The sequence below is a fragment of the Rhodococcus sp. GA1 genome (assembly GCF_024321955.1).
GTDB lineage: Bacteria > Actinomycetota > Actinomycetes > Mycobacteriales > Mycobacteriaceae > Rhodococcus > Rhodococcus pyridinivorans.
The window spans coordinates 2,900,724-2,925,150 of sequence record NZ_CP097186.1; the positions used below are offsets into that span (position 1 = coordinate 2,900,724).

22 protein-coding genes and 1 riboswitch are annotated in these 24,427 nt (G+C 65.6%); of the genes, 8 read left to right on the forward strand and 14 right to left on the reverse strand.

Going from position 1 to position 24,427, the window contains the following annotated elements; translation table 11 throughout:
* The first annotated feature begins 4 nt into the window (after positions 1-4).
* The 4 genes from M3330_RS13790 to fahA all read left to right on the forward strand — a co-directional run bounded on the left by M3330_RS13790 (position 5) and on the right by fahA (position 3,913).
* Positions 5-535: a MarR family winged helix-turn-helix transcriptional regulator gene (locus tag M3330_RS13790; protein ID WP_006554665.1), complete on the forward strand. Its 531-nt coding sequence runs from the start codon at positions 5-7 to the stop codon at positions 533-535.
* Positions 536-651: 116 nt separating this feature from the next.
* On the forward strand, positions 652-1,854 hold the full coding sequence (locus tag M3330_RS13795) for a homogentisate 1,2-dioxygenase (RefSeq protein ID WP_033097433.1): 1,203 nt from the start codon (positions 652-654) through the stop codon (positions 1,852-1,854).
* Complete coding sequence (locus M3330_RS13800) at positions 1,851-2,732, forward strand: hypothetical protein (RefSeq protein ID WP_255024964.1); 882 nt, start codon at positions 1,851-1,853, stop codon at positions 2,730-2,732. Before M3330_RS13795 ends, M3330_RS13800 begins: the two co-directional genes overlap by 4 nt.
* Positions 2,729-3,913 carry a fumarylacetoacetase gene (fahA, locus tag M3330_RS13805; protein ID WP_247848073.1) on the forward strand — a complete coding sequence of 395 codons (1,185 nt, stop codon included), beginning with the start codon at positions 2,729-2,731 and terminating at the stop codon, positions 3,911-3,913. The genes M3330_RS13800 and fahA overlap by 4 nt, the downstream gene beginning before the upstream one ends.
* Positions 3,914-4,011: 98 nt before the next feature.
* On the opposite strand, the gene M3330_RS13810 is transcribed toward fahA, so the two are convergent.
* The 3 genes from M3330_RS13810 to M3330_RS13820 form a co-directional block, all read right to left on the reverse strand.
* Positions 4,012-4,230 carry a helix-turn-helix transcriptional regulator gene (locus M3330_RS13810; RefSeq protein ID WP_006554669.1) on the reverse strand — a complete coding sequence of 73 codons (219 nt, stop codon included), beginning with the start codon at positions 4,228-4,230 and terminating at the stop codon, positions 4,012-4,014.
* The gene (locus M3330_RS13815; RefSeq protein WP_006554670.1) at positions 4,230-4,901 is read right to left on the reverse strand and encodes a hypothetical protein; all 672 of its coding nucleotides are present in this window, start codon (positions 4,899-4,901) and stop codon (positions 4,230-4,232) included. The genes M3330_RS13810 and M3330_RS13815 overlap by 1 nt, the downstream gene beginning before the upstream one ends.
* Before the next feature lie 123 nt (positions 4,902-5,024).
* The gene (locus M3330_RS13820) at positions 5,025-5,762 is read right to left on the reverse strand and encodes an IclR family transcriptional regulator (RefSeq protein WP_019288282.1); all 738 of its coding nucleotides are present in this window, start codon (positions 5,760-5,762) and stop codon (positions 5,025-5,027) included.
* A 141-nt stretch (positions 5,763-5,903) separates the two neighbouring features.
* Here M3330_RS13820 and M3330_RS13825 point away from each other — a divergent pair, with 141 nt between their 5' ends.
* Positions 5,904-7,337 carry an acyl-CoA synthetase gene (locus M3330_RS13825; RefSeq protein WP_255028906.1) on the forward strand — a complete coding sequence of 478 codons (1,434 nt, stop codon included), beginning with the start codon at positions 5,904-5,906 and terminating at the stop codon, positions 7,335-7,337.
* 6 nt (positions 7,338-7,343) lie between these two features.
* Here M3330_RS13825 and M3330_RS13830 read toward each other — a convergent pair whose 3' ends face one another.
* Positions 7,344-8,072, reverse strand: a complete 729-nt coding sequence (locus M3330_RS13830; protein ID WP_255024969.1) for an MOSC domain-containing protein — start codon at positions 8,070-8,072, stop codon at positions 7,344-7,346.
* 195 nt (positions 8,073-8,267) lie between these two features.
* Here M3330_RS13830 and M3330_RS13835 point away from each other — a divergent pair, with 195 nt between their 5' ends.
* Both M3330_RS13835 and thiC read left to right on the forward strand, forming a co-directional pair.
* Positions 8,268-8,807, forward strand: a complete 540-nt coding sequence (locus M3330_RS13835) for a hypothetical protein (protein WP_255024971.1) — start codon at positions 8,268-8,270, stop codon at positions 8,805-8,807.
* A 296-nt stretch (positions 8,808-9,103) separates the two neighbouring features.
* Positions 9,104-9,214, forward strand: a riboswitch (TPP riboswitch).
* Positions 9,212-10,996, forward strand: coding sequence for a phosphomethylpyrimidine synthase ThiC (gene thiC / locus M3330_RS13840; protein ID WP_255024973.1), 1,785 nt, complete (start codon positions 9,212-9,214; stop codon positions 10,994-10,996). It overlaps the preceding riboswitch by 3 nt.
* 87 nt (positions 10,997-11,083) lie before the next feature.
* On the opposite strand, the gene M3330_RS13845 is transcribed toward thiC, so the two are convergent.
* The 10 genes from M3330_RS13845 to M3330_RS13890 form a co-directional block, all read right to left on the reverse strand.
* A complete protein-coding gene (locus M3330_RS13845; protein ID WP_255024976.1) occupies positions 11,084-12,505 on the reverse strand; it encodes a TrkA family potassium uptake protein in 1,422 nt (473 codons plus the stop codon).
* A 14-nt stretch (positions 12,506-12,519) separates the two neighbouring features.
* A complete protein-coding gene (locus M3330_RS13850) occupies positions 12,520-13,281 on the reverse strand; it encodes an SDR family oxidoreductase (RefSeq protein WP_019288289.1) in 762 nt (253 codons plus the stop codon).
* A 174-nt stretch (positions 13,282-13,455) separates the two neighbouring features.
* On the reverse strand, positions 13,456-14,766 hold the full coding sequence (locus tag M3330_RS13855) for an MFS transporter (protein ID WP_033097428.1): 1,311 nt from the start codon (positions 14,764-14,766) through the stop codon (positions 13,456-13,458).
* A 129-nt stretch (positions 14,767-14,895) separates the two neighbouring features.
* Positions 14,896-15,480 carry a response regulator transcription factor gene (locus M3330_RS13860; protein ID WP_230826507.1) on the reverse strand — a complete coding sequence of 195 codons (585 nt, stop codon included), beginning with the start codon at positions 15,478-15,480 and terminating at the stop codon, positions 14,896-14,898.
* Positions 15,481-15,530: 50 nt separating this feature from the next.
* A complete protein-coding gene (locus M3330_RS13865) occupies positions 15,531-16,712 on the reverse strand; it encodes a GAF domain-containing sensor histidine kinase (protein WP_024102243.1) in 1,182 nt (393 codons plus the stop codon).
* A 55-nt stretch (positions 16,713-16,767) separates the two neighbouring features.
* Complete coding sequence (locus tag M3330_RS13870; RefSeq protein ID WP_006552212.1) at positions 16,768-17,892, reverse strand: glycoside hydrolase family 88 protein; 1,125 nt, start codon at positions 17,890-17,892, stop codon at positions 16,768-16,770.
* Positions 17,889-19,043, reverse strand: coding sequence for a zinc-binding dehydrogenase (locus tag M3330_RS13875; RefSeq protein ID WP_033097427.1), 1,155 nt, complete (start codon positions 19,041-19,043; stop codon positions 17,889-17,891). The genes M3330_RS13870 and M3330_RS13875 overlap by 4 nt, the downstream gene beginning before the upstream one ends.
* Complete coding sequence (locus tag M3330_RS13880; protein ID WP_112320134.1) at positions 19,040-20,176, reverse strand: CaiB/BaiF CoA-transferase family protein; 1,137 nt, start codon at positions 20,174-20,176, stop codon at positions 19,040-19,042. The genes M3330_RS13875 and M3330_RS13880 overlap by 4 nt, the downstream gene beginning before the upstream one ends.
* 70 nt (positions 20,177-20,246) lie before the next feature.
* Positions 20,247-21,365 (reverse strand): acyl-CoA dehydrogenase family protein, encoded by a 1,119-nt coding sequence (locus M3330_RS13885; protein ID WP_006552209.1) that lies wholly within the window; start codon positions 21,363-21,365, stop codon positions 20,247-20,249.
* A 50-nt stretch (positions 21,366-21,415) separates the two neighbouring features.
* Positions 21,416-22,507 carry a CaiB/BaiF CoA transferase family protein gene (locus M3330_RS13890; protein WP_369683120.1) on the reverse strand — a complete coding sequence of 364 codons (1,092 nt, stop codon included), beginning with the start codon at positions 22,505-22,507 and terminating at the stop codon, positions 21,416-21,418.
* A 207-nt stretch (positions 22,508-22,714) separates the two neighbouring features.
* On the opposite strand from M3330_RS13890, the gene M3330_RS13895 reads away from it, so the two are divergent.
* Positions 22,715-24,190, forward strand: a complete 1,476-nt coding sequence (locus M3330_RS13895; protein ID WP_255024989.1) for an aldehyde dehydrogenase (NADP(+)) — start codon at positions 22,715-22,717, stop codon at positions 24,188-24,190.
* Positions 24,191-24,427 lie beyond the last annotated feature (237 nt).

Here is a 24,427-nt window from a genome sequence, read left to right on the forward strand (position 1 = left end):
CCGCATGTCCAGACCCCGCGACCTCGACTACTGGTCCTTCGTCGAACTCGCACAGGAGCGTCTGAACAGCAAGTTCGGCGGCGAACATCACCGCAGCGCAACCGAAGTCCTGCTCACCCTCAATCGGGCCTCGGATATCGTCACCTACGACCTTGAGGCCGCGGTCCACCGTCCGCGTGGCCGGTCGTGGTCGGCCTATCGGCTCATGTTCGTCATCTGGCTCGCGGGCCCGATCGAACCGAACGTCGCCGCGCGGCTCACCGGGATGAGCCGCGCCGCCGTGTCCAACCTCGCGAAACCGCTGGTCGAGGCGGGAATCCTGGAGAAGACTCCGGTCAGTCACGACGCGCGTTCGGTGCAGTTGTCGCTCACCGAAGCAGGGGAGAAGGAGATCCGCGACAGCTTCCGTGCTCAGAACGAGCGCGAGGAGGCCTGGGTGGAGGTGCTCACCCCCACCGAGCAGCAGATTCTCGTGATGCTCCTGAACAAGCTGATCACCAACCGCAGCCAGTTCGACGTGCGCGGACGCAACTGACACAGCCTCGTGACCTCTCCGTGGTTGCGCTCACACCCTCGGATTAGTTAATGTATTTACTAATTCCAGGCGAGCGACCTTCCCTCGCACGCCCGAGATCCGCGAGGAGTCAGATCATGGCGTTCTACCGACAGCTCGGCGTCATCCCGCCTAAGCGTCACACCCAGCACCGCGACGAGAACGGCAACCTGTACTACGAAGAGCTGATGGGCGAGGAGGGCTTCTCGTCCGACTCGGCGCTGCTCTACCACCGGTACATCCCGTCGGCGATCGTCGACGCGACCGAGTGGAAGCTGCCCGATCAGACCACCAGGCCCAACCATCCGCTCGAGCCGCGGCACCTGAAGCTGCACGATCTGTTCCCCGAGACGATCTGGGCCGAGACGGATGTCGTGACGGGTCGTCGTCTGGTCCTGGGCAACGCCGACGTCCGCATCTCGTACGTCGTGTCGACCGAGCCCTCGCCGCTGTACCGCAACGTGGTCGGCGACGAGATGGTCTACGTCGAGTCCGGTGAGGCCACCGTCGAGACGGTCTTCGGTCCGCTCGAGGCGAAGGCCGGCGACTACGTCCTGCTGCCGATGGCCACCACCCACCGCTGGGTACCCAAGGGCGACGCACCGCTGCGCGCCTACACGATCGAGGCCAACAGCCACATCGTGCCGCCCAAGCGCTACCTGTCGAAGTTCGGGCAGTTCCTCGAGCACGCGCCGTTCTGCGAACGCGACCTGCACGGACCGACCGAGCTCATGCAGGTCGAGGAGGAGAACGTCGAGGTGCTGGTCAAGCACCGCACCTCGCAGGGCATCGTCGGCACCCGCTACCTGATGCCGCACCACCCCTTCGACGTGGTCGGCTGGGACGGCTGCCTGTACCCGTACACCTTCTCGATCCACGACTTCGAGCCCATCACCGGTCGCGTCCACCAGCCGCCGCCGGCGCACCAGGCGTTCGAGGGCAACAACTTCGTCATCTGCAACTTCGTGCCCCGCAAGGTGGACTACCACCCGCTGGCCGTACCGGTGCCGTACTACCACTCGAACGTCGACTCCGACGAGGTCATGTTCTACTGCGGCGGCGACTACGAGGCCCGCAAGGGATCGGGCATCGGCCAGGGTTCGATCTCGGTGCACCCCGGTGGTCACGCGCACGGCCCGCAGCCGGGTGCCTACGAGCGCAGCATCGGTGTCGAGTTCTTCGACGAACTCGCCGTCATGGTCGACACCTTCCGCCCGCTCGAACTCGGTGAGGGTGCGCTCGCGTGCGAGGACGCCGCCTACGCCGGCAGCTGGAACCGCAATGCAGGAGCGGCCGAATGACTTTCGGACCTCTCCTGACCGGACTGTGCGACGACGCTGCGCTGTTCCCTCCGGGCAACACCCCGCTGCCCGTCGCCGTTCCCGCCCACGCCGGGCACCGCTCGTCCGCGCACGCACCGCTCGTCGGAGCGTTCGTCTTCCCGGCCGGTCGCCTCGATGAACTCGCAGATCACCTGGCGCAGCACCCGTATCCCGGTGAGCTGACCCTGAGCCTGACCGCACCGACCGGCACCGCCGCCGTCCGGCCCGCACTCGAGCAGGTCGACGCAATGGACTCGGTGTCCGTGGTGGCCCTCGAGATCGCGGTCCCCGCAGAGCAATCCGTCGACGAGCTGTTCGCGGCGCTCGACGAGATCAGGGTGAGTCGACCGGATATCGATGTATTCGTCGAGGTTCCGCGTGACGAGCGCCGAGCCGAGATCCTCGCCCGACTGACCGGGACGCCGTACGCCGCCAAGTTCCGCACCGGCGGGATCGTGGCGGAGGCGTATCCGGACGAAGCCGAGCTCGCCGCAGCGGTCTCGACGGTCGTCACCACGGGAGTTCCGTTCAAGGCGACCGCCGGTCTGCACCACGCGGTGCGCAACACCGACCCGAGGACGGGCTTCGAACAGCACGGGTTCGTGAACCTGTTGGCCGCGGTGGACGCGGTGCTGTCCGGAGCCGACATCGACGAGGTCGCGTCCGTGCTGGCCGAACGTGACGGGGCAGTGCTCTCCGCACGTCTCGGCGCACTCTCCGACGACCGGGCCACAGAGGTCCGGCGCCGTTTCCTGTCGTACGGCACTTGCAGCATCGCCGAACCGCTCGAGGATCTGCTCGACCTCGGTCTGGCGCCCTCGACCGTTTCCCCGATCACCGAAGGAACGAACGCATGACCACCATCGCCATTCCGGAGGGTTCGCTCTTCGGGATCGACAACCTGCCGTACGGCATCTTCTCCACGGCCGACAGCGAACCCCGTGTCGGTGTCCGCGTCGGAGATACGGTTCTCGACCTGAGCCGTGTCTTCGAGGACGACGTCGTCTTCGCCGAGCCCTCGCTCAACGCGTTCATGGCCCAGGGTCGTGCACGGTGGGACGAAGTTCGCGCTGCGATCAGGGAACTCGTGACCGGCGATGTCGCCGACGAGGCGGTCTTCGCCGTTGCCGACGTGACGATGCACCTGCCGATCGAGGTGGCCGATTACGTCGACTTCTACGCCTCGGAGAATCACGCGTCGAATCTCGGCCGGCTGTTCCGCCCGCAGAACCCCGACCCGCTGATGCCGAACTGGAAGCACCTTCCCGTCGGTTACCACGGTCGGTCGAGCACCGTCGTGACCTCGGGGGTCGACATCGTGCGTCCGTGCGGACAGCGCAAGGGCCCCAACGATCCTGTGCCGGTCTTCGGTCCGTCGATCCGCCTCGACATCGAGGCCGAGATGGGCTTCGTCGTCGGTGTCGGCTCCCCGATGGGTTCGCAGATCCGGCCCGACGAGTTCGCCGACCACTGCTTCGGTGCGGTCATCCTCAACGACTGGTCGGCCCGCGACATCCAGGCGTGGGAGTACGTGCCGCTGGGCCCGAATCTCGGCAAGTCCTTCGCGACGTCGATCTCGCCGTGGGTCGTTCCGCTCGCTGCCCTCGAGGCCGCCCGTATCGACACCCCGGTGCAGGACCCGGAACCGCTGCCGTACCTGAAGGGCACCGAGAAGTGGGGTCTGGACATCGATCTCGAGGTCGAGTGGAACGGGCACGTCGTGTCGCGTCCGCCGTATGCGCAGATGTACTGGTCGCCGGCGCAGATGCTCGCCCACACCTCGGTCAACGGTGCCGCGACCCGCACCGGCGACCTGTTCGGATCCGGCACCATCTCCGGCCCGGAGAAGGACCAGCGCGGTGCCTTCATCGAACTCACCTGGGGCGGAGCAGAACCCGTGCAGGTCGGCGACGAGACGCGCACCTTCGTCGAGGACGGCGACGAGATCGCCATCTCGGCCACCGCTCCCGGCCCGAACGGGACGCGCATCGGCTTCGGTGAGGTCCGCACCCGCATTCTTCCCGCGATCGGGGAATGAAAGAAACAGGTCCGTGCGTCAGCCGGAGCGCCACCGGCCGGACCATCGGCGATGCCCGGAACCCACGAGGTTCCGGGCATCGCCGTGTTCGGGGTCGGTCAGTCGACCGAAAGAATGTCGCCCACAGAGCAATCCAGCACACGGCACAGGGCGGTGAGGGTCGAGAATCGGATCGCGCGGGCGCGTCCGTTCTTGAGCACGGACAGATTTACGACGCTCACTCCCACCTGCTCGGCCAGTTCGGTCAACGTCATCCCGCGGTCCGCGAGCAGCCGGTCGAGGTGACACAGGACGGCATGCTCACTCTCGGGTGGCATCAGACCAGGCCTTCGTTGTCGCGGGCCATACGGCTTCCGATCCGCAGGACCACTGCCACGGCGGACAACGCCATGCAGAAGACGTACGCGTACCAGAACTCCGGGCCGATCGGGGCGTTGTCGAGGACGTCGTTCATGTCCACGTCGCGGATGAGCATGTTGGTGCCGAGCGTTCGAGGGATGGTCGGCACGAAGACCGTTGCGATGGCGATGGTGGCGGCGGCGTTCACGAGCCGGATGACGCCACGGTCGAACAGTCGCCCGCGGACGAATCGGACCACGATCCAGCTCAGCAGGCCCAGGGCCGCCAGGTAGCCGAGGGTCTGCAGGGCTTCGGCGGAGCGCAGGAATCCGACGGTGACGGGGGAGAGCGTGTCGGTGGGGGCGTCGACGACGGTGGTCGAAGCGGTCGCGAGGTCGGTGCCGTTCGGCGTGGTGAGCACTGGGGAGGTCGGGTCGTCGAACTCGACCCGTGCCGTCACGATGCCCTCGTTCAGCGAGCGGAGGAGCCCGCCGACGTAGTCGAAGAGCACGATCACCGAGGTCAGCGCGAAGACCGAGAGCGACGCCCACAGTTCGGTGCGGTCCTTCTTCGACGTCTCGGTGGGGGAGAGCGTGTCGGGTTCGGCGCCCGGGCCCTGGGGGCGGTCGGTGTCGTGGGTGGAATTCATGGTCGTCTCCGAACTCGCCGGACGGCGGGGCTATCGATTGTCGATACCATCGATATTCGTTATACCTATCGATAAACGATATGTCCAGAGGTGGGGGCGCCCGCCAGTCCTGCTCGGAGCGGATCAGGGTAGGCGACGCTCGATCGCGTCCCGCGCTGCCAGCGCCTTCGCGCCGTAGTCGGCGAAGAGGTCGGGGGTCAGTCGCGAAGCCGGGCCGGAGATGCTGAAGCAGCCGCGCACGGTGCCACCGCGCCCGCGCAGGGCGACGGCGACGGCGGCGATGCCGTCATGCAGCCCCTGTTCGGTCACGGCGTACCCGCGGGCGCGAATCTCGGCGATCTCCTCGCGCAGAGCCGCCGGATCGGTGACGGTGTGCTCGGTCAGCGAGGGGAGTTCGGTCGCGAGGAAATTCTCGATCCGTTCGTCGGGCAGCGACGCGAGATAGGCCTTGCCGGTGGACGCGGCGTGCAGAGGCAGGCGCGTGCCGAGGGCGAGGAAGGCGCGCAGCTGATGGGCGCTGTCGAGTCGCTCGATCAGGACCAGCTCGTTCCCGTCCGGCACGGCGAGATGGACGGTCTCGCCCGTCTCGGTCTGCAGCCGGTTCAGCTCGGGGAGTGCGACCTCGCGCAGGTCGTCGCCGGACGACATCGCGCTGCCCAGGCTGAATGCGCGGCCGGTGATGACCCACTGCCCGGCGTTCGTCGTCGAGGGGCGCAGCCAGCCGGCTTCGGCAAGGGTCTTGAGGCATCGCTGAACGGTGCTCTTGGGGACGTCGAGTCGCTTGCTCAAGTCCGAGAGTCCGACCGGTTGCGTGGTCGCGACCTCCTCGAACACGCGGAGTGCGGTGAGAACGCTGTTCATCGGAACCTTTCGCGCGGTCGTTGACGGCAGGCGGCACGGGCTATAGGTTGAGCCGGACCGCATCGTAGCACGCTGGTCCACAATATGGACCGTGCACCGCGCGACACCGTCCGGCAGGACGTCGAGAAGGGACCACCACCGATGACCACCACCACGCCCGTGCCGTTGCTGACCTCGCTCACCGAGTCCGGAGCAGGCAGTGACGACCGCAGCGCTGTCCGCGTCGGAGACGTCTCGCTCACCCGATCCGAACTGATCGCGGCTGCCGCCGCTGTGGCCGACGAGGTCGCAGGCTCCTCGCGGGTCGCTGTCGACGCCACCGCGAGCATCGAGACGGTGATCGCCACGACCGGATGCCTCATGGCCGGTGTGGCCGCCGTGCCGGTGCCGCCGGATTCCGGTCCGGCCGAGCGCGCCCACATCCTGAAGGACTCGGGTGCGCAGCTGTGGCTCGGCGCGGCCCCCGAGGACGTCACCCTGCCTGCGATCCCTGTCGACGCGAGCGCGCGTTCGTCGTCCTCGCACGCGGAGGCCGATCCGGGCAGTGCCGCGATGATCATGTACACCTCGGGAACCACGGGCGCCCCCAAGGGAGTCGTGCTCTCGCGGTCCGCCGTGGCGGCCGGTCTCGACGGTCTCGCCGAGGCATGGAACTGGACCTCCGACGACACGCTCGTCCACGGACTTCCGCTGTTCCACGTCCACGGACTCATCCTCGGTGTCGTCGGCGCGCTCCGGCAGGGCTCGCCACTCGTACACACGGTGCGACCGAAACCCGAAGCCTATGCGGCAGCCGGTGGTTCGCTGTACTTCGGTGTTCCTACCGTGTGGTCGCGGGTCGCCGCCGACGAATCGTCCGCTCGCGCACTGTCGTCCGCGCGACTTCTGGTGTCGGGCAGTGCGCCCCTTCCCGTTCCGGTCTTCGAGCGCATGCTCGCCCTCACCGGTTCCGCGCCGATCGAGCGGTACGGGATGAGCGAAACGATCATCACGATCAGCACACGCCACGACGGTGAGCGCCGGCCCGGCTGGGTGGGACTGCCCATCCACGGCGTCTCCACCCGCCTGCGCGACCAGGCCGGCAACCTCGTGCCGCACGACGGCGAAACCCTCGGCCAGTTGGAGGTGTCCGGCGCGACCCTGTTCGACGGCTACCTGAACAACCCCGAGAAGACCGCCGAGTCGATGACCGAGGACGGCTGGTTCAAGACCGGCGACATCGCCGTGATCGACGACCAGGGTTTCCACCGCATCGTCGGCCGCGAATCGGTCGACATGATCAAGTCCGGTGGCTACCGGATCGGCGCCGGCGAGGTGGAGCACGCGCTGCTGAACCATCCCGGCGTGCAGGAGGCCGCGGTGGTGGGTGTGCCGGACGACGATCTCGGACAGCGGATCGTCGCCTACGTCGTCGGGGATCTCCGTGATCCGGGCGAACTCTCGGACTTCGTCGCGCAGACCCTGTCGATCCACAAGCGCCCCCGCGAGATCCGTACCGCCGACGCACTTCCGCGCAACGCCATGGGCAAGGTGCAGAAGAAGATCCTCGTCGAGGATTACCTCGCCGGGAAGTGACCCGGTCTACCCGATCCCGACTTCGTCGCCGACGGTGATGTCGCCGGGAGTCGGGACGGTCGCGTAGATGCCGATGCACGGCATCGGCTTGCCCTCCGGCACAGTGGGCACCTGATGCGCGGTCATCACCTCACGCAGCATGTCGCGCCGCGCGGGAACCTCCTGATGGGGGAGCGTCACCATGACGCACCGCGCGGTGCGCTTGTGCGGTTCGAGAACTGCCGAGCCCACCGACACCCGTCGGCCGATCCATTCGTCCTCCACGAAACCGGTCGTGTCCGGAGTGTCGACGACCAGCTGCGGCCGGAACCGCCGCAACGCGACATCGGTGGGGTCGCCGGTGCCGAGCGCTTCGACCGCGGAGCGGGAGACGAGATGCACAGGCGCCTCGTCGTAGGTTCGGTCGCGCGGTTCGAGCCGCACGTCGTGACCGACCAGCTTCGACAGCAGGTCGTCGACCTCGGGATCGTCGCCGCGCACCACCGTGCCGTCGGCGAGCGTGAGTTCGAGTGCCGCCGGATCGCGGGGGTCGTCGTCGTTCAGAAGTCGTGCGGAGCAGGTCAACAGCAGTCCGTAGCGTCGGAAACGCTTCGCACTCGCGATGTTTCCGGTTTCGGCGTCGACCAGCGCCCACAGGTGGTCGCCGCGCACACCGTCCGCTTCGATCGCTGCGGCGTCGATCCGTTCTCCTCCGAACGATTTCACCGGATAACGCCACACCTGATCGATACGCACGACTCGTGAGCATACGGGGAACTGGGGAAAATGTTACGTGCGATTCCAACTCGCGGACGAAAACACCCGAGTCTCCGCCATGTTCTTCAACGGCGCATTGCAGATGACCTCACCACTGTTGGAACCGATGAGCGAATCCACCGCACCACTGCTCGCGATCTACCCCAATCGCAGAAACATGAGGTGGACACGTGGATGCTGCGCCGTGCCGCGGTCGATGCACGCCGCCGACTCCCGAAGCTGGATGACCCGAATCCCTCGACCTTGCTGGCTCAACGGAAGCTGCCGTCGCAGCTGACCGCGCTACGCGCTGTCCATGTCCCCGCATCCAAACAGCACGCAGAAAAGGGACGGGACGGACAGGCCTATGACGAACTCCTGCGGTCGCAGCTTGCCCTCGGAGTGCTTCGAAACGCACAAGCCGCAGAAGTCGGCATCGCCCACAAGCCCACCGGGCGACTGCTCGATGCATGGTTGGCCGGCCTGCCGTACACCCACAGGTGCACAGCTGCGGGTGATAGCCGATATCCACACCGACATGACCGCCTCCGGCCGACGAATCGGCTGCTGCAGGGAGACGTCGGCGCCGGAAAGGCCCCTGTCCTGGCAGCCACTGCGTTTGCGTTACTGGTAATCGAAGGCGGCTTTCAGGCGGTCCTCATGGCCCCGACCGATATTCTCGCTCGGCGCAACACTTCGAAGAGATCGCCGAAGCATTACGGCCTCTCGGCGTGACCGTCGACCTGCTGGTGTCCCGGACCTGCCTCTCCCCCGATCGACGCCGGTCGAGTTCGAAACCATCATGACCACACCAGTCGCACAGGCTGCGTGACCGAAACTGTCGCCGAATCGTGCAGCAGTCCCCATCGAAGGCCAGCTGTGCGGACGAGATCCCGATCTCCTCGAGTCAACAGTCGATGACGTATAGAAGAGTACCTCCTCGTAGCTCGTACAGGACGGGCCGACTTCGCACCGCTCCGACGACCGGACCAGCTACATCTGCAGCGAGACGAGTCGGGTGTTAGGGTCTGTGACGTCCCCACGGGAGCCCTATTGCAGGGGCTGAGATCGGGCTGAGGCAGCCTGCGACCGTCGAACCTGCCCGGGTAATGCCGGCGAAGGAAGTAGGAACGATTCCGATGAGTGCATCCAATTCGCATGCCCTGAGCTATGTCCTCGACGAGGAACACGGCCTGCGTGTACCTGTCACAGAGATCCGCTTGAACGACTCTCCCGGCGGGGTGCCGAACCCGCCGCTGCAGGTCTACCGCACTGCAGGTCCCGGTAGCGATCCGCTGGTCGGGCTCCCGCCGACGCGCGCCGACTGGATTGCTGCTCGCGGCGACGTCGAGCACTACCCGGGGCGAGAACGGGATCTGCTCGACGATGGCCGCTCGGCTGTGCGGCGTGGAGAGGCGTCCCAGGAGTGGAAGGGGCCCCGACCTGTCCCGGTGCGAGCGAAGACAGGCCGGACGGTCACGCAGATGCACTATGCCCGGGCGGGGATCATCACCCAGGAAATGCGGTTCGTGGCGCTGCGGGAGAACTGCGACGTGGAACTGGTGCGCTCGGAGGTGGCGGCGGGTCGGGCGATCATCCCCGCCAACGTCAACCACCCCGAGTCCGAGCCGATGATCATCGGCAAGTCCTTCCTGGTGAAGATCAATGCCAACATCGGCAACTCAGCGGTTACCAGCTCCATCGTCGACGAAGTCGACAAGATGCGCTGGGCCACCCGTTGGGGCGCGGACACTGTGATGGACCTGTCCACCGGCGAAGATATCCACACCACCCGAGAATGGATCATTCGCAACTCCCCGGTGCCGATCGGCACGGTGCCGATCTACCAGGCTCTGGAGAAGGTCGCCGGCCAGGCCGATGCGCTGACGTGGGAGATCTTCCGCGACACCGTGATCGAGCAGTGTGAGCAGGGTGTGGACTACATGACCATCCACGCCGGAGTGCTGCTGCGCTACGTACCGCTCACGGCCGAACGGCTCACCGGCATCGTCTCCCGAGGTGGGTCGATCATGGCCGGTTGGTGCCTCGCCCATCACGAGGAAAATTTTCTCTACACCCACTTCGACGAACTGTGCGAGATCTTCGCCCGCTACGACGTGGCATTTTCCCTCGGGGACGGGCTGCGACCGGGGTCGATCGCCGACGCCAACGACGCCGCGCAGTACGCCGAACTGGACACCCTTGCCGAACTGACCACCCGTGCCTGGGCTCACGACGTTCAGGTGATGGTCGAAGGCCCTGGCCACATCCCGATCCATCGGGTGCGGGAAAATGTGGAGCGTCAGCAGAAGCTATGTCATGGAGCGCCTTTCTACACCCTGGGGCCGCTGGTGACCGACATTGCTCCGGGCTACGACCACATCACCTCCGCGATCGGGGCCACCGAGATCGCCCGCCATGGCACCGCGATGCTGTGTTATGTCACCCCGAAGGAGCATCTGGGACTGCCGAATCGGGACGACGTGAAGACCGGGGTCATCACGTACAAGATCGCCGCTCATGCCGCCGACATCGCCAAGGGCCATCCCGGTACCGTCGAGCGCGACGACGCGTTGTCGAAGGCGCGTTTCGAGTTTCGGTGGCGGGATCAGTTCGCTCTGTCGCTGGATCCGGATACGGCCGAGCAGTTCCATGACGAGACGCTTCCGGCCGAACCGGCCAAGACAGCGCACTTCTGCTCGATGTGTGGGCCGAAGTTCTGCTCGATGCGTATCTCCCAAGACATCCGGACCAGGTTCGGTGACGCCGCCGACCAGGCCGCCGTCGCCGGGATGCAACATATGTCCGACCAGTTCAGGGCCGCCGGCAGCACGGTGTACTTGAACGCGCCCACCGTTCCGGCCTTCGAGGATGTGGCGGGGCACGAGTCGATTGGAGCCGAAACGGGCGGTGTGCCCACGTAAGGAGTCGGGTGAGTTCCCAATGTCGCTGGCGGTCACAGTGCGACGGAGGAAACTCGCCAGCGCTGCATGACTGGACAATCGTCGACGCTATTGTCTGTCGGCTCCGGATTCGTGCCATGTTGATGTGCGCTGCCTCGAAGGCGCTCGTCGGAGTCGTACCTCGAACGAGGGGTAGTGAGCATCTGTCCCGGTGACATGGGGGCAATGGTGTCGTGCGGCGAGGACGAACTGTTCGAAGGACCCGTCGAGTTCGAGGTGGATCGTGTCGTTTGCGACTACCACACGGTGTGCGTCGAGACCGAGCAGTCGGGCGACGACGAAGGTTGCACTCAAGGTTGCGACATTCCTGGTGATCCCTAGCGCGAGGAGGGATCCGGTGTCGGTGAGGGCTTCGTGTTCGCCGGCTCTGAGGACGAGTCTGGCGTCGGGGTGCACTCCGTGGGCTGCTACGGACACGGCGATGTTGTCACGGTCGTCGGAGCCCACGGCGGCAAGGCATCGGGCCCGGTCGAGGCGGGCGCGTTCGAGGAGGGTTCTGTCGGTACCGTGCCCGACGATGGTGGGAATGTTCAGTGCTCGGGCCAGGCGCAGATTGCGGGCTCGATCGTCGCGTTCGATGGCGACGACGGGAATGCCGAGTTTGCGGAGTTCGAGGCACAACCGGAGACCGACCTGTCCCAATCCGACGACGATGACGTGGTTGCGGCGGGGGAGAACCCGTTGACCGATCAAGCCGATGAGGCTGGTTCCGAGCAGACGTTCGATTATCCCGGCGGTGAACATGGCGGTGAACACGATCGCCGCCAACATCGCCAGAGCCGCGAACACGTCATAGGTGTGGTCGCCGTGTGAGGCCGGTGCGGGACCGACGGTGGCGACGACCTGGACTGCTTCTTTGAGGGACTCGACCCAGTGGTGGCCTTTGCCGACAGTGAGCCATATCCAATCGATCAGGAGGATGGCGAGCAGTCCGATAAGGCCGGTGAGCAGCATGCGGGTGCCGGCGTCGTGGGATCGCAGTGTGCCTACGGAGTGGACGAATCGGCGGCGAATTCTGCTGGTGCGGCTGTGGGGTAGCGGCTGCCAGGTCGGTTGGTCACCGTGGGCGGATTGCCGGAGGACGCGTGTGGTGCCATCGGGCGCGGTGTGCGCGGCGTCGATCGTGGCAGCGATGCACGGGCCGGCCAGGGACGGTGTCGCGAGGTCTGCGGGGGAGGTTACCTGACAGTGGGGAATCAATCGGGTGAGCTGGTTGGCGATGGTGCGATCGAAGACGGTCACGACCATCGGTGTGTGGGGACTGATGTGGGCGATGGCGAGGGCATAACGGACGGCGACCGCGTCGTCGTGGGTGACGACGGCGACCCCGGCCGGGTCGTGCTGGGTGATCTGCAGAAGTTCCGGGTCGTCGGGTGCATCGAGGTGGACAACATCGAAGTGGCGTTGGGTGAGCGACGCGCACACGAGCCGGGCAACATTCGACGCGCCGATGACAACGAATGGGGACATCGGGCCGACGCCGATCACCGCACAGGTGCAGGGAACGAGGTGTAGGCAGTGAAGATGCCACCGGAGCCGATATCGGATGTTGGGTCGATCAGCTCCGGCAGCACCGCTTCGAGGCGTATCGGGGCAGCAGCGGTGACACTTGTCTCCGGAGTCGGGGTGGGTACCAGACGAATATTGTTGATCCGCAAGAGGTTACTGCCGAGTTCACGTCCGGCGGCGAGAGCGAAGGATTCGATTGCACCGTCCATGGAGTCTCGCGCCGGTCCTCGATCGGTGTCGGTGATTCTGCGGAGCGTGTCCAGGCCGGTGACGGTGACGATCGATCCGATGCCGCCGGTGCGGTGGAGGGATACGGCAGCACGTCTGGTCGTGTGGAACAACAACGCCATGTGGTCGTAGGTGAACCGGCCCCAGTCGGCGGGGCGGATCTTGCTCAGCGAGTGGCATGCTGTTTCCGGGCCGGGTAGCCATGCGGTGTGCACGAGCGCGTCGATGCCGCCATATCGTCGCTCGAGGTGGGTGAACATGTTGTCGACGTCGGATTCGAGGGTCAGATCGGCCGCGACCGGATGAGCGATCCCGTCGTCATCGGCGACTCGGCCGGCGAGGTACTCGGCAGCATCGAGGGTGAAGCTGTGCGTGAACACGTGGTGTCCAGCGGCTGCCAACGTTCGGGCCACGTGGGCGCCTTCGTTCTGTTCGACGCCGGTGACCAGGACACGCAGTGAGGTGGTGGGTAGAGCCAACGGGTGCAGCGACGGTTCGGCGATGCTCATCTGGACTCGTTTCGAGGGTGCCGGGGGCGCGGGGGGAGGAGTTCCGCGCCCCCGGGAATCGGGGTGGGATGGATGTCTGTCGAGGTCCACGGCCGTGGGATCGTGTGCGGACGAATCGGCGGCCGGCCGAAGGGGGCGGGGCGTCGGCGACCGGGGACCGGTGCGTGAGCGTGCTCAGTGAGAGGTCGGTGACAGTTGTTCCTGTCCGGAGGTTTCGTCGTTGTCGGACAGGTCCTGTCGGTAGGTCTCGCGCATGGCGATCACGCAGACGACGGAGACGGCGCACATTGCGACCATGAACAGCGCCACGGCGACGTACGAGCCGGTGCGATCGAGCAGGTAGGTGGCGACGATCGGTGCGGGAGCGCTCGAGGCGAGGGTGCCGATCGTGTAGCCGAAGGAGATTCCGGTGTAGCGGATGCGGGTGTCGAAGGATTCGGCGAAGAAGGCTGCGAGGGGACCGTAGGAGGTGGCGAAGGCGAGGCAGAACACCACGAACCCGATCATCGCCAGCGCGAAGGATCCGGAGTTGACCAGCCAGAACCAGGGGAAGGTGAACAGCAGCATGGCGAGAACCCCGGCGAGGAAGACCGGCTTTCGGCCGTAGGCGTCCGACAGCTTGCCGAACAACGGTAGTGCGACGAACGTGACCGCCATGGCGACGAGGACGAGTGTCAGCATCTGGTTTCGGGTGTAGCCGACCTGCGTGACGCCGTAGCTGAGGCCGAATACCGTAGTGCCGTAGAAGGTGACGCCGATGGCGAAGTAGGCACCACAGGTCAGGAGGACCTGCTTGGGGTAGTGGCGAAGGACCACCCCGATGGGCAGCTTCTCCAACTGTGCGTTCTTCTTGACGCGGGCGAAGTTCGGGCTTTCGCCGACATGCAGTCGGACGAACAGGCCGATCGCGACGAATGCGCCGCCGATCAGGAAGGGAACGCGCCATCCCCAGGATTCGAATGCTTCGGGAGACAGTCCGGCCATCAACAAAAAGACCGTGTTACCGAGCATCAGTCCTGCCGGCACGCCCATCTGCACCCAGCTGCCGTAGTAGCCGCGTTTGTCGGCGGGAGCGTGTTCGACGGCCATGAGGATCGCCCCGCCGATCTCACCACCGAGTGCGAGACCCTGCACGAAACGCAAGGTGACGAGGATGATCGGTGCGGCGACGCCGATGGTCTCGTAGCTCGGGAGCAGCCCGACTCCGAGAGTGGTCAAGCCCATGATGGTCAAGGTGATCACGAGCATGGACTTGCGTCCGATCCGGTCACCGAAGTGACCGAACACCACTCCGCCGAGCGGGCGCGCCACGAAGGCGGCAGAGAACGTGGCAAACGCGAGCAGAGTGCCGATCAGAGAGTCGAACTCGGGGAAGAAGATCTTGTTGAAGACGAGTCCGGCTGCGGTGCCGTAGATGAAGAAGTCGTACCATTCGACTGTTGTGCCGACACCGCTGGCAAAGCCTACTTTCGATGTTTGGGACATTTTTGGCATGTGGGGCCTCCGTTGCCGCGAGCGCGAGATGATTTCTGCGGCTCAATATATGGGTGACCCAGAACACATAACATCTCCATGTGGAGAGGTGGAGTGCGCTCCGGGTATAGCGAATTCGATTCAGAGCAAGCGAAGTTCGTGAGCGCGTGCAATGGCTTCGACGCGATTGCGCGCGTTCAGTTTCTGCATGGCGCTCTGCAGATAGGTCTTCACGGTGTTGCGGGTGAGAGACAGTTCCTGAGCGATTTCGGGATTGCTGTGACCCATGGCCGCAAAACGCAGCACTTCGTACTCGCGCCGGGTCAGGCCGGCCCGGTACAGCGCCTCGGAGGTCACGACTTTTCGTGGTCCCGTCAACCTCGGGTCGACCACCCGGATTCCGCTGGACACACGGTGAATGGCTGTGGCGAAGTCCTGTCCGCTGATGTCCTTGACGAGGCAGCCGTCGGCGCCTGCTTCCATCAGTAGATCGATGGCACCGTGATCGGCGAACGCGGTGAACAGCAGTATCCGCGCGTGCGGCGCGACTCGACGAAGACGCGGAATCAGTTCCGGTGCAGGGATATCGGGGAGCCGAAGATCGAGGAGGATGACGTCGACGGACAGGGTGCGGGCCAATTCGACCGCGGCAGAGCCGGTCAGTGCACCTCCCACGACTTCGAGGTCGGTGTCCTCGCGGGCGAGTAGTTCCACGCCGCCACGCACGATCGGATGATCGTCGACGACGAGGATGCGGATGGTCTTCGGTGGCGCGGTCATGTGCTCGGTCCCTCCAGAGCGTCTACCCAGCCGCGCACGGTGGTGCCGCTTTCGTCGTCGCTGACCACCGACATGCCGCCCCCGAGTCGCTCGAGGCGCCCTGCAGCCAATCCGAGCCCCAGCTGGCTTCCTCGCATCGGATCGTCGGTGCCGTCGACGCCCCGGCCGTCGTCGCTGATGACGACCGTCACCTTGCCCGACCGCGCCGACAAGCTGACCACCACAGTGGACGCGTCGGCGTGTTTCTCCACGTTGACCAGCGCTTCGCGAACAAGGCGTTGGAGTGCCTCGACGCGGCTGACATCGAGGTCGGGGGATTCGGTCAGTGGCACGAAACGGGCCGGGATACCGGTCCGGAGGGTGAATGCCTGGCAGTCCTCCTCGATGCCGACCGGAAGATTCCGTTCGGGGGGCCGCGCGGTGAGGTCGGTCAGCGATCTGCGGATGGAAGCATTGACGGCGTGTACCTGTTCGGTGATCTCCTGCAGGCGATCGTGGATCGCCTGCGCGTCAGCGAGGGCGCGCAGGCTCTGCAGTTCGGCACCGATCCGGAAAAGGACCGGGCTCACGGAATCGTGTAGGGATTCGGCGAGCCGTTTCCGTTCGGCTTCGAGGGCGAGTTCTGTCTGGGTGGCGGCCCTTTGGGCGCTGAGGAGAGTGACGGCGGCCGTTTCGGCGATCGATTGGATCTCTGCGATGACTCGATCACCGAAGGACGAATATTCGCGGGTGCCGACATACATGGCGCCGAGTACATGACCTTCATAAGCCATGGGCACGGCAAGCATTCCTCGCAGTGACTCCTGTTCGACGAGCGCGTCGAAGTCGTGGGTGATTCCGGGATCGGACAGATAGTCCCGTACCCAGACGGGTTGTTGGAGCATGATGCTCTTGCCGCCGAGCCCGATCCCTTCCGGCACCACCAGTCGGTGCAGAGCGTTGCTCTTCGTGCCCTGCCAACTGCGGTGAACCATCACCCCATCGACCTCGACGCGCCCGATGAGCGACATGTCGAAGTCGCCGATCTCCCGGATCCGCTGGCCTGCTGTGGTCATCGCCGACGCTTCGTCGGTCAGAACCAGCAGCTCGGCGCGCGAAAGTGCGAGATTGTCGAGGATCGACGGTTTGAGGTCCGAGTGGGTGAACTCGTGAGCTGCAGTAGGTGTATTTTCCGACACCGGCTTTCCTCGATCTTCTTTCCGGGGTCTCGGGTGACCCGTCATGGTGGTTCGGTCACAACTTCAGCGTATCGGACCGGTTGTTCAGGTTGATCAGGCACTCGAGCAAGAAGTAGTCGCCCCAGATCAGTTCGTTTCGGGTCGCGAAGTCGCGGCGTTTGTCGAAGCAACCGTCCATCAGGATCCCGGCCGGTCTGCTGTCGTGTGGTCCGGTGGGGGTGAGGTGATCGAGGAGTGCCTCGACGTGGGCGACGGCCCGGTCCCGGAAGTCGGTCCGCTCAGGGACGAGCCGATCGAGCTTGAGCAGCGCGGCAGCGGCGATGGCCGTGGCGGAGGTGTCGATCGGTACGTCCGGACCGGTGCCGGCGTCGAAGTCCCAGGACACGACGCCGCCGTTCGGTGTGCGGTCGAGCCACCATTCGGCCAGTCGGACGGCGGTCGGCAGGAAGGACGGCGATGCCCACTGCGCAGCCTGGGCGTATGCCACCATCGCCCACGCCTGTGCCCGGCCCCAGGTACTGTCGGCGTTCATGCCCTTGTGGGTGTAGCGATCCAGCAGTGCACCATTGGATGTGTCGAATCGTGCCGACTGGCAGACCGAGCCATCGGTGCGGATGCACAGTTCGATGTGCCGCTGCGCGTGGCGGATCGCGGCGTCGAGGAAGCGCGGGTCGCCGGTATGTGCCGAGGCCCACGACAGCAGCGCGACAGTGCCCGGGACGGCGTCGATGTTCGCGGCGCCTTCTCCGACCGCCTCTGCTTCTTCTGCTTCTGCTCCGAGTGGGATGATGCCGGCGCGATCGTTGAAGCTGGTGAGCAGGCCGTGGGCACCTGCCAGAGCGGTCTGCGCCGCGTCGTCGCTTCCGGTGACGAGGTGGTTGACTGCGGCCCCGTACCAGAAGAGGAAACCGCGGAATGCGGTGTCGGAATTCTGCCGGGGCAGGATCTGCGCGGTGATGTCGTCGGCGAGGTGCGCCAGGCGCTTGTCACCCGAGGCGGCGAAGCCGAGTGCGGCCAGGCCACCCCAGAATCCTCCGGTCCAGTTTCCGTCGGCGGTGGTGGTCCATTCGCCGGATTCGATGTCGCCGTAGTGCGGGAAGGTGCCGTCGGTCTGCTTGGCGGTCGAGTCGATCCGCTCTAGCATCGCCTCGATCGCCGCGGTGTACCGGGAGTTGGTCACGACCGGCCTCCGGTGGTGAGGACCGACTTGAGCGTGCGCCCGTCCCGCATATCGGTCATGGCATCGTCCGCCTCGGTGAGCGGGTATTCGGTGACCATCGACGCGAGATCGAAGTGGGCGGTCAGCCGGGGGAGGGATTCGACGTATTCGAGGTGGTTCTGCGGAGAGAACGCCCAGCTTCCCAGCACCTGCAGCTGCTTTTTGGTGATGTAGTGGGGGTTGATCGGCGTGGTGCCGTGGTCGGTGTACTGCCCGACGACGAGGTACTTGCCGCCGCGGCGGGCGAGGTCGATGCCTTCGGCTACTGCGGTCGGGACGCCGGTGGCCTCGATGACGACGTCGGCGCCGCGCCCGTCCGGTGTGTGCGCGAGGATCCGTTCCAGGCGGGCCTCTTGATCGGTCTCGGTGAAGATGTCGATGTGGATGTCGCCGATGCCGGCGGCCTGCGCGACCTCGAGACGGTTGGCCGGCCCGCCGACGATGATCACTTTTGCTGCGCCGGCGAGTGTGGCGTACATGGCGCAGGCCAGGCCGACCGGTCCGCTGCCCTGGACCACGACGACATCACCTGTCTGCGGCTTGGCGATATCGTTCACGGCGTGCACGGCCGTCGGGCCGGCGCAGCCGAGTGCGATCACCTGCTGCGGGGTCACCGAGGACGGGATGCGGATGATCGTCGAGCCGGGCTGGAGGTAGATCTGTTCGGACCACCCACCCGACAGATGGGGCCAGTCGGCCGACGACTGGTTGATGCCGTACACCTTGCGGGTCTCGCACAGCGACGGTTCGTGCTGGTCCTGGCAGTAGTAGCAGTGCCCGCACGGGATGTTGGACGCCCATGAGATCGCGTCCCCGACGTGCAGTTGCTCGCCCCGGGCATCGGTGGTGACTCCCTCGCCGAGGGCGTGTACGCGACCGACCGCCTCGTGTCCGAGGATGAGCGGTACCGGAATGGGCAGGCGACCTTGCTGCAGGTGGATGTCGGTTCCACAGATTCCCGCGTGCGTGACGTCGACGACGACCGCACCGGCATCGGGGGTCACGCGCGGAAACGTCGTCGCGGTCATGGTCTGTCCGAAGCCTTCGAGCACCATCGCGGTGGCGGTGCCGGTGGTCGGGCTCGTCGGGTCCGTCTGCATCGCATTACTCATCGGATCACTCCCTTATTGCGCAAGGTCTGGACATCGGACTCGGAGATACCGAGCTCATGGAGGATTTCGTCGGCATGTTCACTGACCGCCGGCACCCCACGGTGCACCTGGGCGGGGGTGCGGGACAACGTGACAGGGTTGCCCATCAACCGGGTGGTGCGCACACCCTCGATCTCGACGTCGACGAGCGTGCCGTTGTGCCGCGTCTGGGGATGATCGAGCGCTTCTTGCAGGGTGAGCAGCGGTGCGCACAGCAGATCGACCCCGTCGAACAACTGTGCCGCCTCGGCGGTGCTCAACTGTGCGACCAGCGGACGCAGAACCGCGTTGGCGGCCTCTTTGTTCTCTGCCTGGAGCTGTGGTGTGGCGAACGTCGGCTGGACGGACAGATCGTCGATGTCGAGAGCTTTGCATGCCAGACCCAGAGCGTTCTCGCGGAACAGGCCGAGTACCAAGAGCAGACCGTCGGTCGTTTCGAAGATGCCGCTGTACCAGTCGCTGACCCAGTTGGTCTCACGCTGGTACGCCAGCAGTGTGGAGCTTTCGAGAGTCTGCAGGGCCAGTGCTGTATCGAAGAGGTTGACGCTGACCTTCTGGCCGCGGCCGGAGCGCTCGCGTTCGAACAGTGCTGCCAAGATTCCCTGGGCGAGGGCCATACCCGAGGCGTAGTCCACGGTCGGTACCGGATGTACGTACGCCGAGATCGACGGGTCGCCGCACGCGCGTGCCATTCCGCTCAGTGCCTGCGCGAGCATGTCCTGGCCTGCTTTGTGGGCGTATGGCCCGGTCTCGCCGAATCCGGTCGCAGTGCCGTAGACGAGCCGAGGATAGCGCTCGTGCAGATCGTCGTAGGTCAAGCCCAGTCGTTCGACTGCCGCGGTCCGGTAGCTGTGGATGAGAACATCCGCCTCCGCGAGGAGCTGATGGAGAATGTCCTGCCCCTCAGAGGTTTTCAGGTTCAGTGCGATGCTGCGCTTGTTGCGGTTGACCGCGGCGAAGTAGGCACTGGGGCGACCTTCGTCGAGTGACTCGCGATCGAGGCCTCGCAGCATGTCTCCGTTGACACCGCGCTCGACCTTGATCACTTCGGCGCCGAGGTCGCCGAGAACCTGCGCGGCCACGGGCGCCTGCATGATCTCGCCGAGGTCGAGGACCCGGATGCCGCTCAGCGCTTGTTGTTGCTGGGGGTGGTGCACGGTGCGCCTACTTTCCGTATACCGACTTGGCGATGATGAGTCGCTGGATCTGGTTGGTGCCCTCATAGATCTGGGTGATCTTGGCGTCGCGCATCATCCGCTCGACCGGATAATCACGGACATAGCCGTATCCGCCGTGCAGTTGGAGCGCATCGGTGGTCACCGACATGGCGGTGTCGCTGCACAGCAGCTTCGCCATGGCCGCCTTCGTCCGTCCCGCCGGTTCCCCGTCGTCGATGAGACGGGCTGCGTCGTACAGCAGCGTGCGGGCCGACTCGATCTTGACGGCCATATCGGCGACCATGCCGCGCAGAAGCTGGAAGCGGGAGATGGACTGGCCGAACTGCTCGCGGTCGGTCGTGTACGACACGGCGGCATCGAATGCGCCCTGTGCGATGCCGAGAGCCTGCGCGGCGATGAGTGCCCGGCTGACGTTCAGTTCCTCGGAGATGTACGCGAACCCCTGGTAGGGGTCGTTGACGACCCGGACGGCGGGCAGTCGGCACTCGTCGAAGTTCACGTCGGTCGTGGGGCTGCCGCGCATACCCATCTTCTTCTCGGGAGCGCCGAAACTGACGCCGGCGTCGTCCTTGTGCACCATGAAGATGCCGAGTGACTTCTCTCCGGTCTTCGCCAGCACGGCGTACCAGTCGGCCCACGGCGCATTGCTGATGAACCGCTTCTGACCGTTGAGGATCCAGTCGGACCCATCCTGGGTTGCGGTCGTTGCGATCGCCGACAGGTCCGAGCCCACGCGCGGCTCGGTCATGCACCATGCGGCGCCGGCGGCGCCCGATGCGACGTTCGGTACCACCAGTTGCTTGAGTTCGTCGGAGCCTTGACGGAGCACGGTGGAGGTGCCGGCCCAGTTGACCAGCATGACCAGTGCCGTGCTTGCACAGGACGCTGCGACTTCTTCTACAGCGATGACCTGGGCGAGCAGGTCGGCTCCACTGCCGCCGAGGCTCTCGGGGTAGGCGAGTCCGGGCAGGTCGTTGCTGCGCAGGGCTGCCCAGGATTCCGAGGGGAATCGTTCCTTGTCGTCCACATCGGCGGCGTGCGGTGCGATCTTGGTCTGCGCGAGTTTGCGGACGCTCTCGCGGAATTCGCGATACTCGATACTCATGAGTTACTCCTGGTCTGTGTGGGGAAGGTGATGATTCGGAAGTTCGACGGTCACAGTGGGGGCCAGCTCAGACCCGTCACGGACGAGGGGATACCGGCTGCGGCCGCCCGGTGGGCGAGGTCTTCGGCGACACCGGCACGGCGCAGCACTTCCTCGGTCTTGACGTGGGTGTCGGTGGCGCGCCGTGTCGGGCCGTCGGAGAACACCGGGACCACGGGGACCGAATCCAGTGCGAAGTCCGGGTCCCGGGCGACGATCTGATCGAAGGTGGCCAGTTCGTGCGGTTCGAGTACCGGTGTCACGCAGGCATCGACATCGGCGAACACTGTGGTCCACTCCACCATCGTCTTCGTCTCGAATGCTGTGGTCAGTGACTTTTCGATGTGGTCCCAGGTGGACTCGTCGAAATGGTTCGGAACGGCGCCGAGGTCGAGGGTGGTCCACAACCGTTCGAAGAAGGCGGTCTCGAGTGCCCCGACTGCGACGTAGCGATCGTCGGAGCAGCGGTAGCACCGATAGAACGGCATCGATCCGGTCAGTACGCCGTGTCCACGTCCGGGCAGCGTCGGCGTCTGCCAGTCGACGAAGTTCATTCCCATCATCGACAGCACGCCGTCGACCATGGCGGCATCGATGTACCGGCCTTTGCCTGTACGCGTGCGGTCGTAGAGGGCGGACATGATGCCGAATGCCGACAGCAATCCGCCGCCTGCGAAGTCGGCGACCAGGTTCAGCGGCAGTGTCGGCGGGTGATCCGAGGGGCCGAAGGTCCCGAGGGCACCGGCGATGGCCAGGTAGTTGATGTCGTGCCCGGCGCGCTGCGCCATGGGCCCGTTCTGGCCGTAGCCCGTCACGCTGCAGTAGACGAGTCCGGGATTGAGGGCCGACAGTTCCGCGTAGCCGGCGCCCAGCTTGTCTGCCACTCCGGGGCGGAATCCTTCCATGAAGACGTCGGCTTCCGAAACGAGGGTGTGCAGGGCGTCGAGGCCGTCGGCGGTCTTGAGATCGAGCGAGATGAATTCCTTGCCTCGCGACAGCGCGGGCACCGGAAGCCCGGAACGACCACCACCGATTGCGATCACTTCTGCGCCGAGGTCCGCGAGCAGCATGCTCGCGTACGGTCCGGGCGCCAGACGTGTCATATCCAGTACCCGAACCCCCGCGAGTGGTCCTGTCGTTGCGGTCATCGTCGTCCTCCAAAGTCATCCGGTATCTCGTGTGATGCCCATCCTGGAGGCGGTGACTGCACTCACACCATCTCCATGTGGAGATGTCGCATCACATCGGTTCTCCCGCACACTGAGATCCACACACTCAGCACGGAATGCTCCGAATTCGACAGGACAGCAATGGAAACCACTGCGACAGAAACTCTTCTCGACACCTCCGCGCAGGATTACGAGCGGATTCTCGACGCCGCCGAGGCCGCCGCGGCGCCTCTTGCTCGTACGGACCTGCACGAGCGAGCGCACCTTCTGCGGTCGGTGGCCGATGCGCTCGACGCCACAGCGTCGGAACTGGTACCGCTGGCGGCCGCCGACAGTTCACTGCCCGAGCCGCGCCTGCGCGGCGAAGTCACGCGGACGACGACGCAGCTGCGGATGTTCGCCGAGGTCGTCGAGGAGGGCTCCTGGCTGGAAGCGATCATCGACACGGCCGATCCGGATGCGCACCCTGCTCCGCGTCCCGATCTGCGCCGGATGCTCGTACCCACCGGACCTGTCGCAGTGTTCGGTGCGAGCAACTTTCCGTTCGCATTCGGACTCGGCGGCGGAGACACTGCTTCGGCATTGGCTGCCGGCTGCCCCGTCGTGGCCAAAGCCCACCCGGCTCAGCCGCGATTGACCGCCGCTTATGCGCGGGCGATCGACGAGGGACTGCGGGCGTGCGGCGCCCCGGACGGCACCTTCGGGGTTGTGCAGGGCGCCGAGATCGGACGTCAGCTCGTCCAGGATCGGCGTATCACCGCCGTCGGGTTCACCGGCTCGACATCGGGTGGCCGTGCGCTGGCCGATCTGGCAGCCGGTCGCCCGGATCCCATCCCGTTCTACGGTGAGCTCGGCAGCACCAATCCGGTGTTCGTGACACCTGCGGCCGCCGAGGACCGGTCGGGCAAGATCGCCGGCGAGTTCCTCGAATCGTTGCTGCTCGGCGCGGGGCAGTTCTGCACCAAGCCGGGGCTGCTGTTCGTTCCCGAGCAGAGTTCGATCGAGTGGCTCGTTCGAACCGCGGTCGCCGATGATTCGTTCCGTCTGCTGCACGCAGGGATCCGGCAGTCGTTTCTCGAGGTGTCCCAGCAGATCCTCGACCATCCCGAGGTCCGGCCGGTGGCAGTGCCCGAGCAGAGTGGTCTGGACGAACTGTCGGTGCGGCCGGTCATCGGCGTGACCGACGCTCGGGCACTGCGTCGAAACCCTCAGGACCTGCTCGAAGAATGCTTCGGTCCGTTCGGGCTGATCGTGACCTACACATCGATCGAGGAGCTGTACGCGGCGATGGCTGTCCTGCCGGGCACGTTGACAGCGACCGTCCACGGAACCGATGACGATCCCGATGCTGCGGGACTGCTCGGTGCGCTTGCGCGCGGTGCGGGGCGCGTCATCTGGAATGGATGGCCCACCGGTGTGGCCGTGGGTTGGGCTCAGCACCACGGTGGTCCCTACCCGGCCACCAACTCGGTACACACCTCCGTCGGAGCGACCGCGATTCGGCGGTTCCTGCGTCCGGTCGCCTACCAGTCGGTGCCCGAAGCGAACCTGCCGTCCGCTCTCGTCGATGCGAACCCGTGGGGTATCCCCCGCCGGGTGAACGGCCGGCTGTCGTAGGGCCATCGCTGCTCGCGATGTCGCCTCGGTTCGGACTGGGTGCGCAGAGGACTACGTCTGTTGCGTGGCTCCGGACCGGGTTTGCATGTGGCGTTGTGTCACACGACCTTCCGGAGCAGCGCGGGTAGTCACGCCCAGGTGTGCTGCACAACCAACGACACGGCGGTCTCCGGAGGGAGGCCGCCGTGTCGTTGGGTGTCTGCAACAGGTCCACGTCGGCTCGGGAAAGACCGTGAC

Excerpts from the sequence above, each read along its gene's own strand:
- M3330_RS13810 (WP_006554669.1), bottom strand. The coding sequence starts at position 4,230 with ATGCCACCCGAGAGTGAGCATGCCGTCCTGTGTCACCTCGACCGGCTG.
- thiC (WP_255024973.1), top strand. The coding sequence starts at position 9,212 with ATGAGTGCATCCAATTCGCATGCCCTGAGCTATGTCCTCGACGAGGAA.
- M3330_RS13850 (WP_019288289.1), bottom strand. The coding sequence starts at position 13,281 with ATGAGCATCGCCGAACCGTCGCTGCACCCGTTGGCTCTACCCACCACC.
- M3330_RS13855 (WP_033097428.1), bottom strand. The coding sequence starts at position 14,766 with ATGTCCCAAACATCGAAAGTAGGCTTTGCCAGCGGTGTCGGCACAACA.
- fahA (WP_247848073.1), top strand. The coding sequence starts at position 2,729 with ATGACCACCATCGCCATTCCGGAGGGTTCGCTCTTCGGGATCGACAAC.
- M3330_RS13815 (WP_006554670.1), bottom strand. The coding sequence starts at position 4,901 with ATGAATTCCACCCACGACACCGACCGCCCCCAGGGCCCGGGCGCCGAA.
- M3330_RS13885 (WP_006552209.1), bottom strand. The coding sequence starts at position 21,365 with ATGAGTATCGAGTATCGCGAATTCCGCGAGAGCGTCCGCAAACTCGCG.
- M3330_RS13825 (WP_255028906.1), top strand. The coding sequence starts at position 5,904 with ATGACCACCACCACGCCCGTGCCGTTGCTGACCTCGCTCACCGAGTCC.
- M3330_RS13835 (WP_255024971.1), top strand. The coding sequence starts at position 8,268 with ATGCTGCGCCGTGCCGCGGTCGATGCACGCCGCCGACTCCCGAAGCTG.
- M3330_RS13790 (WP_006554665.1), top strand. The coding sequence starts at position 5 with ATGTCCAGACCCCGCGACCTCGACTACTGGTCCTTCGTCGAACTCGCA.
- M3330_RS13890 (WP_369683120.1), bottom strand. The coding sequence starts at position 22,507 with ATGACACGTCTGGCGCCCGGACCGTACGCGAGCATGCTGCTCGCGGAC.
- M3330_RS13875 (WP_033097427.1), bottom strand. The coding sequence starts at position 19,043 with ATGAGTAATGCGATGCAGACGGACCCGACGAGCCCGACCACCGGCACC.
- M3330_RS13895 (WP_255024989.1), top strand. The coding sequence starts at position 22,715 with ATGGAAACCACTGCGACAGAAACTCTTCTCGACACCTCCGCGCAGGAT.
- M3330_RS13795 (WP_033097433.1), top strand. The coding sequence starts at position 652 with ATGGCGTTCTACCGACAGCTCGGCGTCATCCCGCCTAAGCGTCACACC.
- M3330_RS13880 (WP_112320134.1), bottom strand. The coding sequence starts at position 20,176 with ATGCAGGCGCCCGTGGCCGCGCAGGTTCTCGGCGACCTCGGCGCCGAA.
- M3330_RS13820 (WP_019288282.1), bottom strand. The coding sequence starts at position 5,762 with ATGAACAGCGTTCTCACCGCACTCCGCGTGTTCGAGGAGGTCGCGACC.
- M3330_RS13845 (WP_255024976.1), bottom strand. The coding sequence starts at position 12,505 with ATGTCCCCATTCGTTGTCATCGGCGCGTCGAATGTTGCCCGGCTCGTG.
- M3330_RS13800 (WP_255024964.1), top strand. The coding sequence starts at position 1,851 with ATGACTTTCGGACCTCTCCTGACCGGACTGTGCGACGACGCTGCGCTG.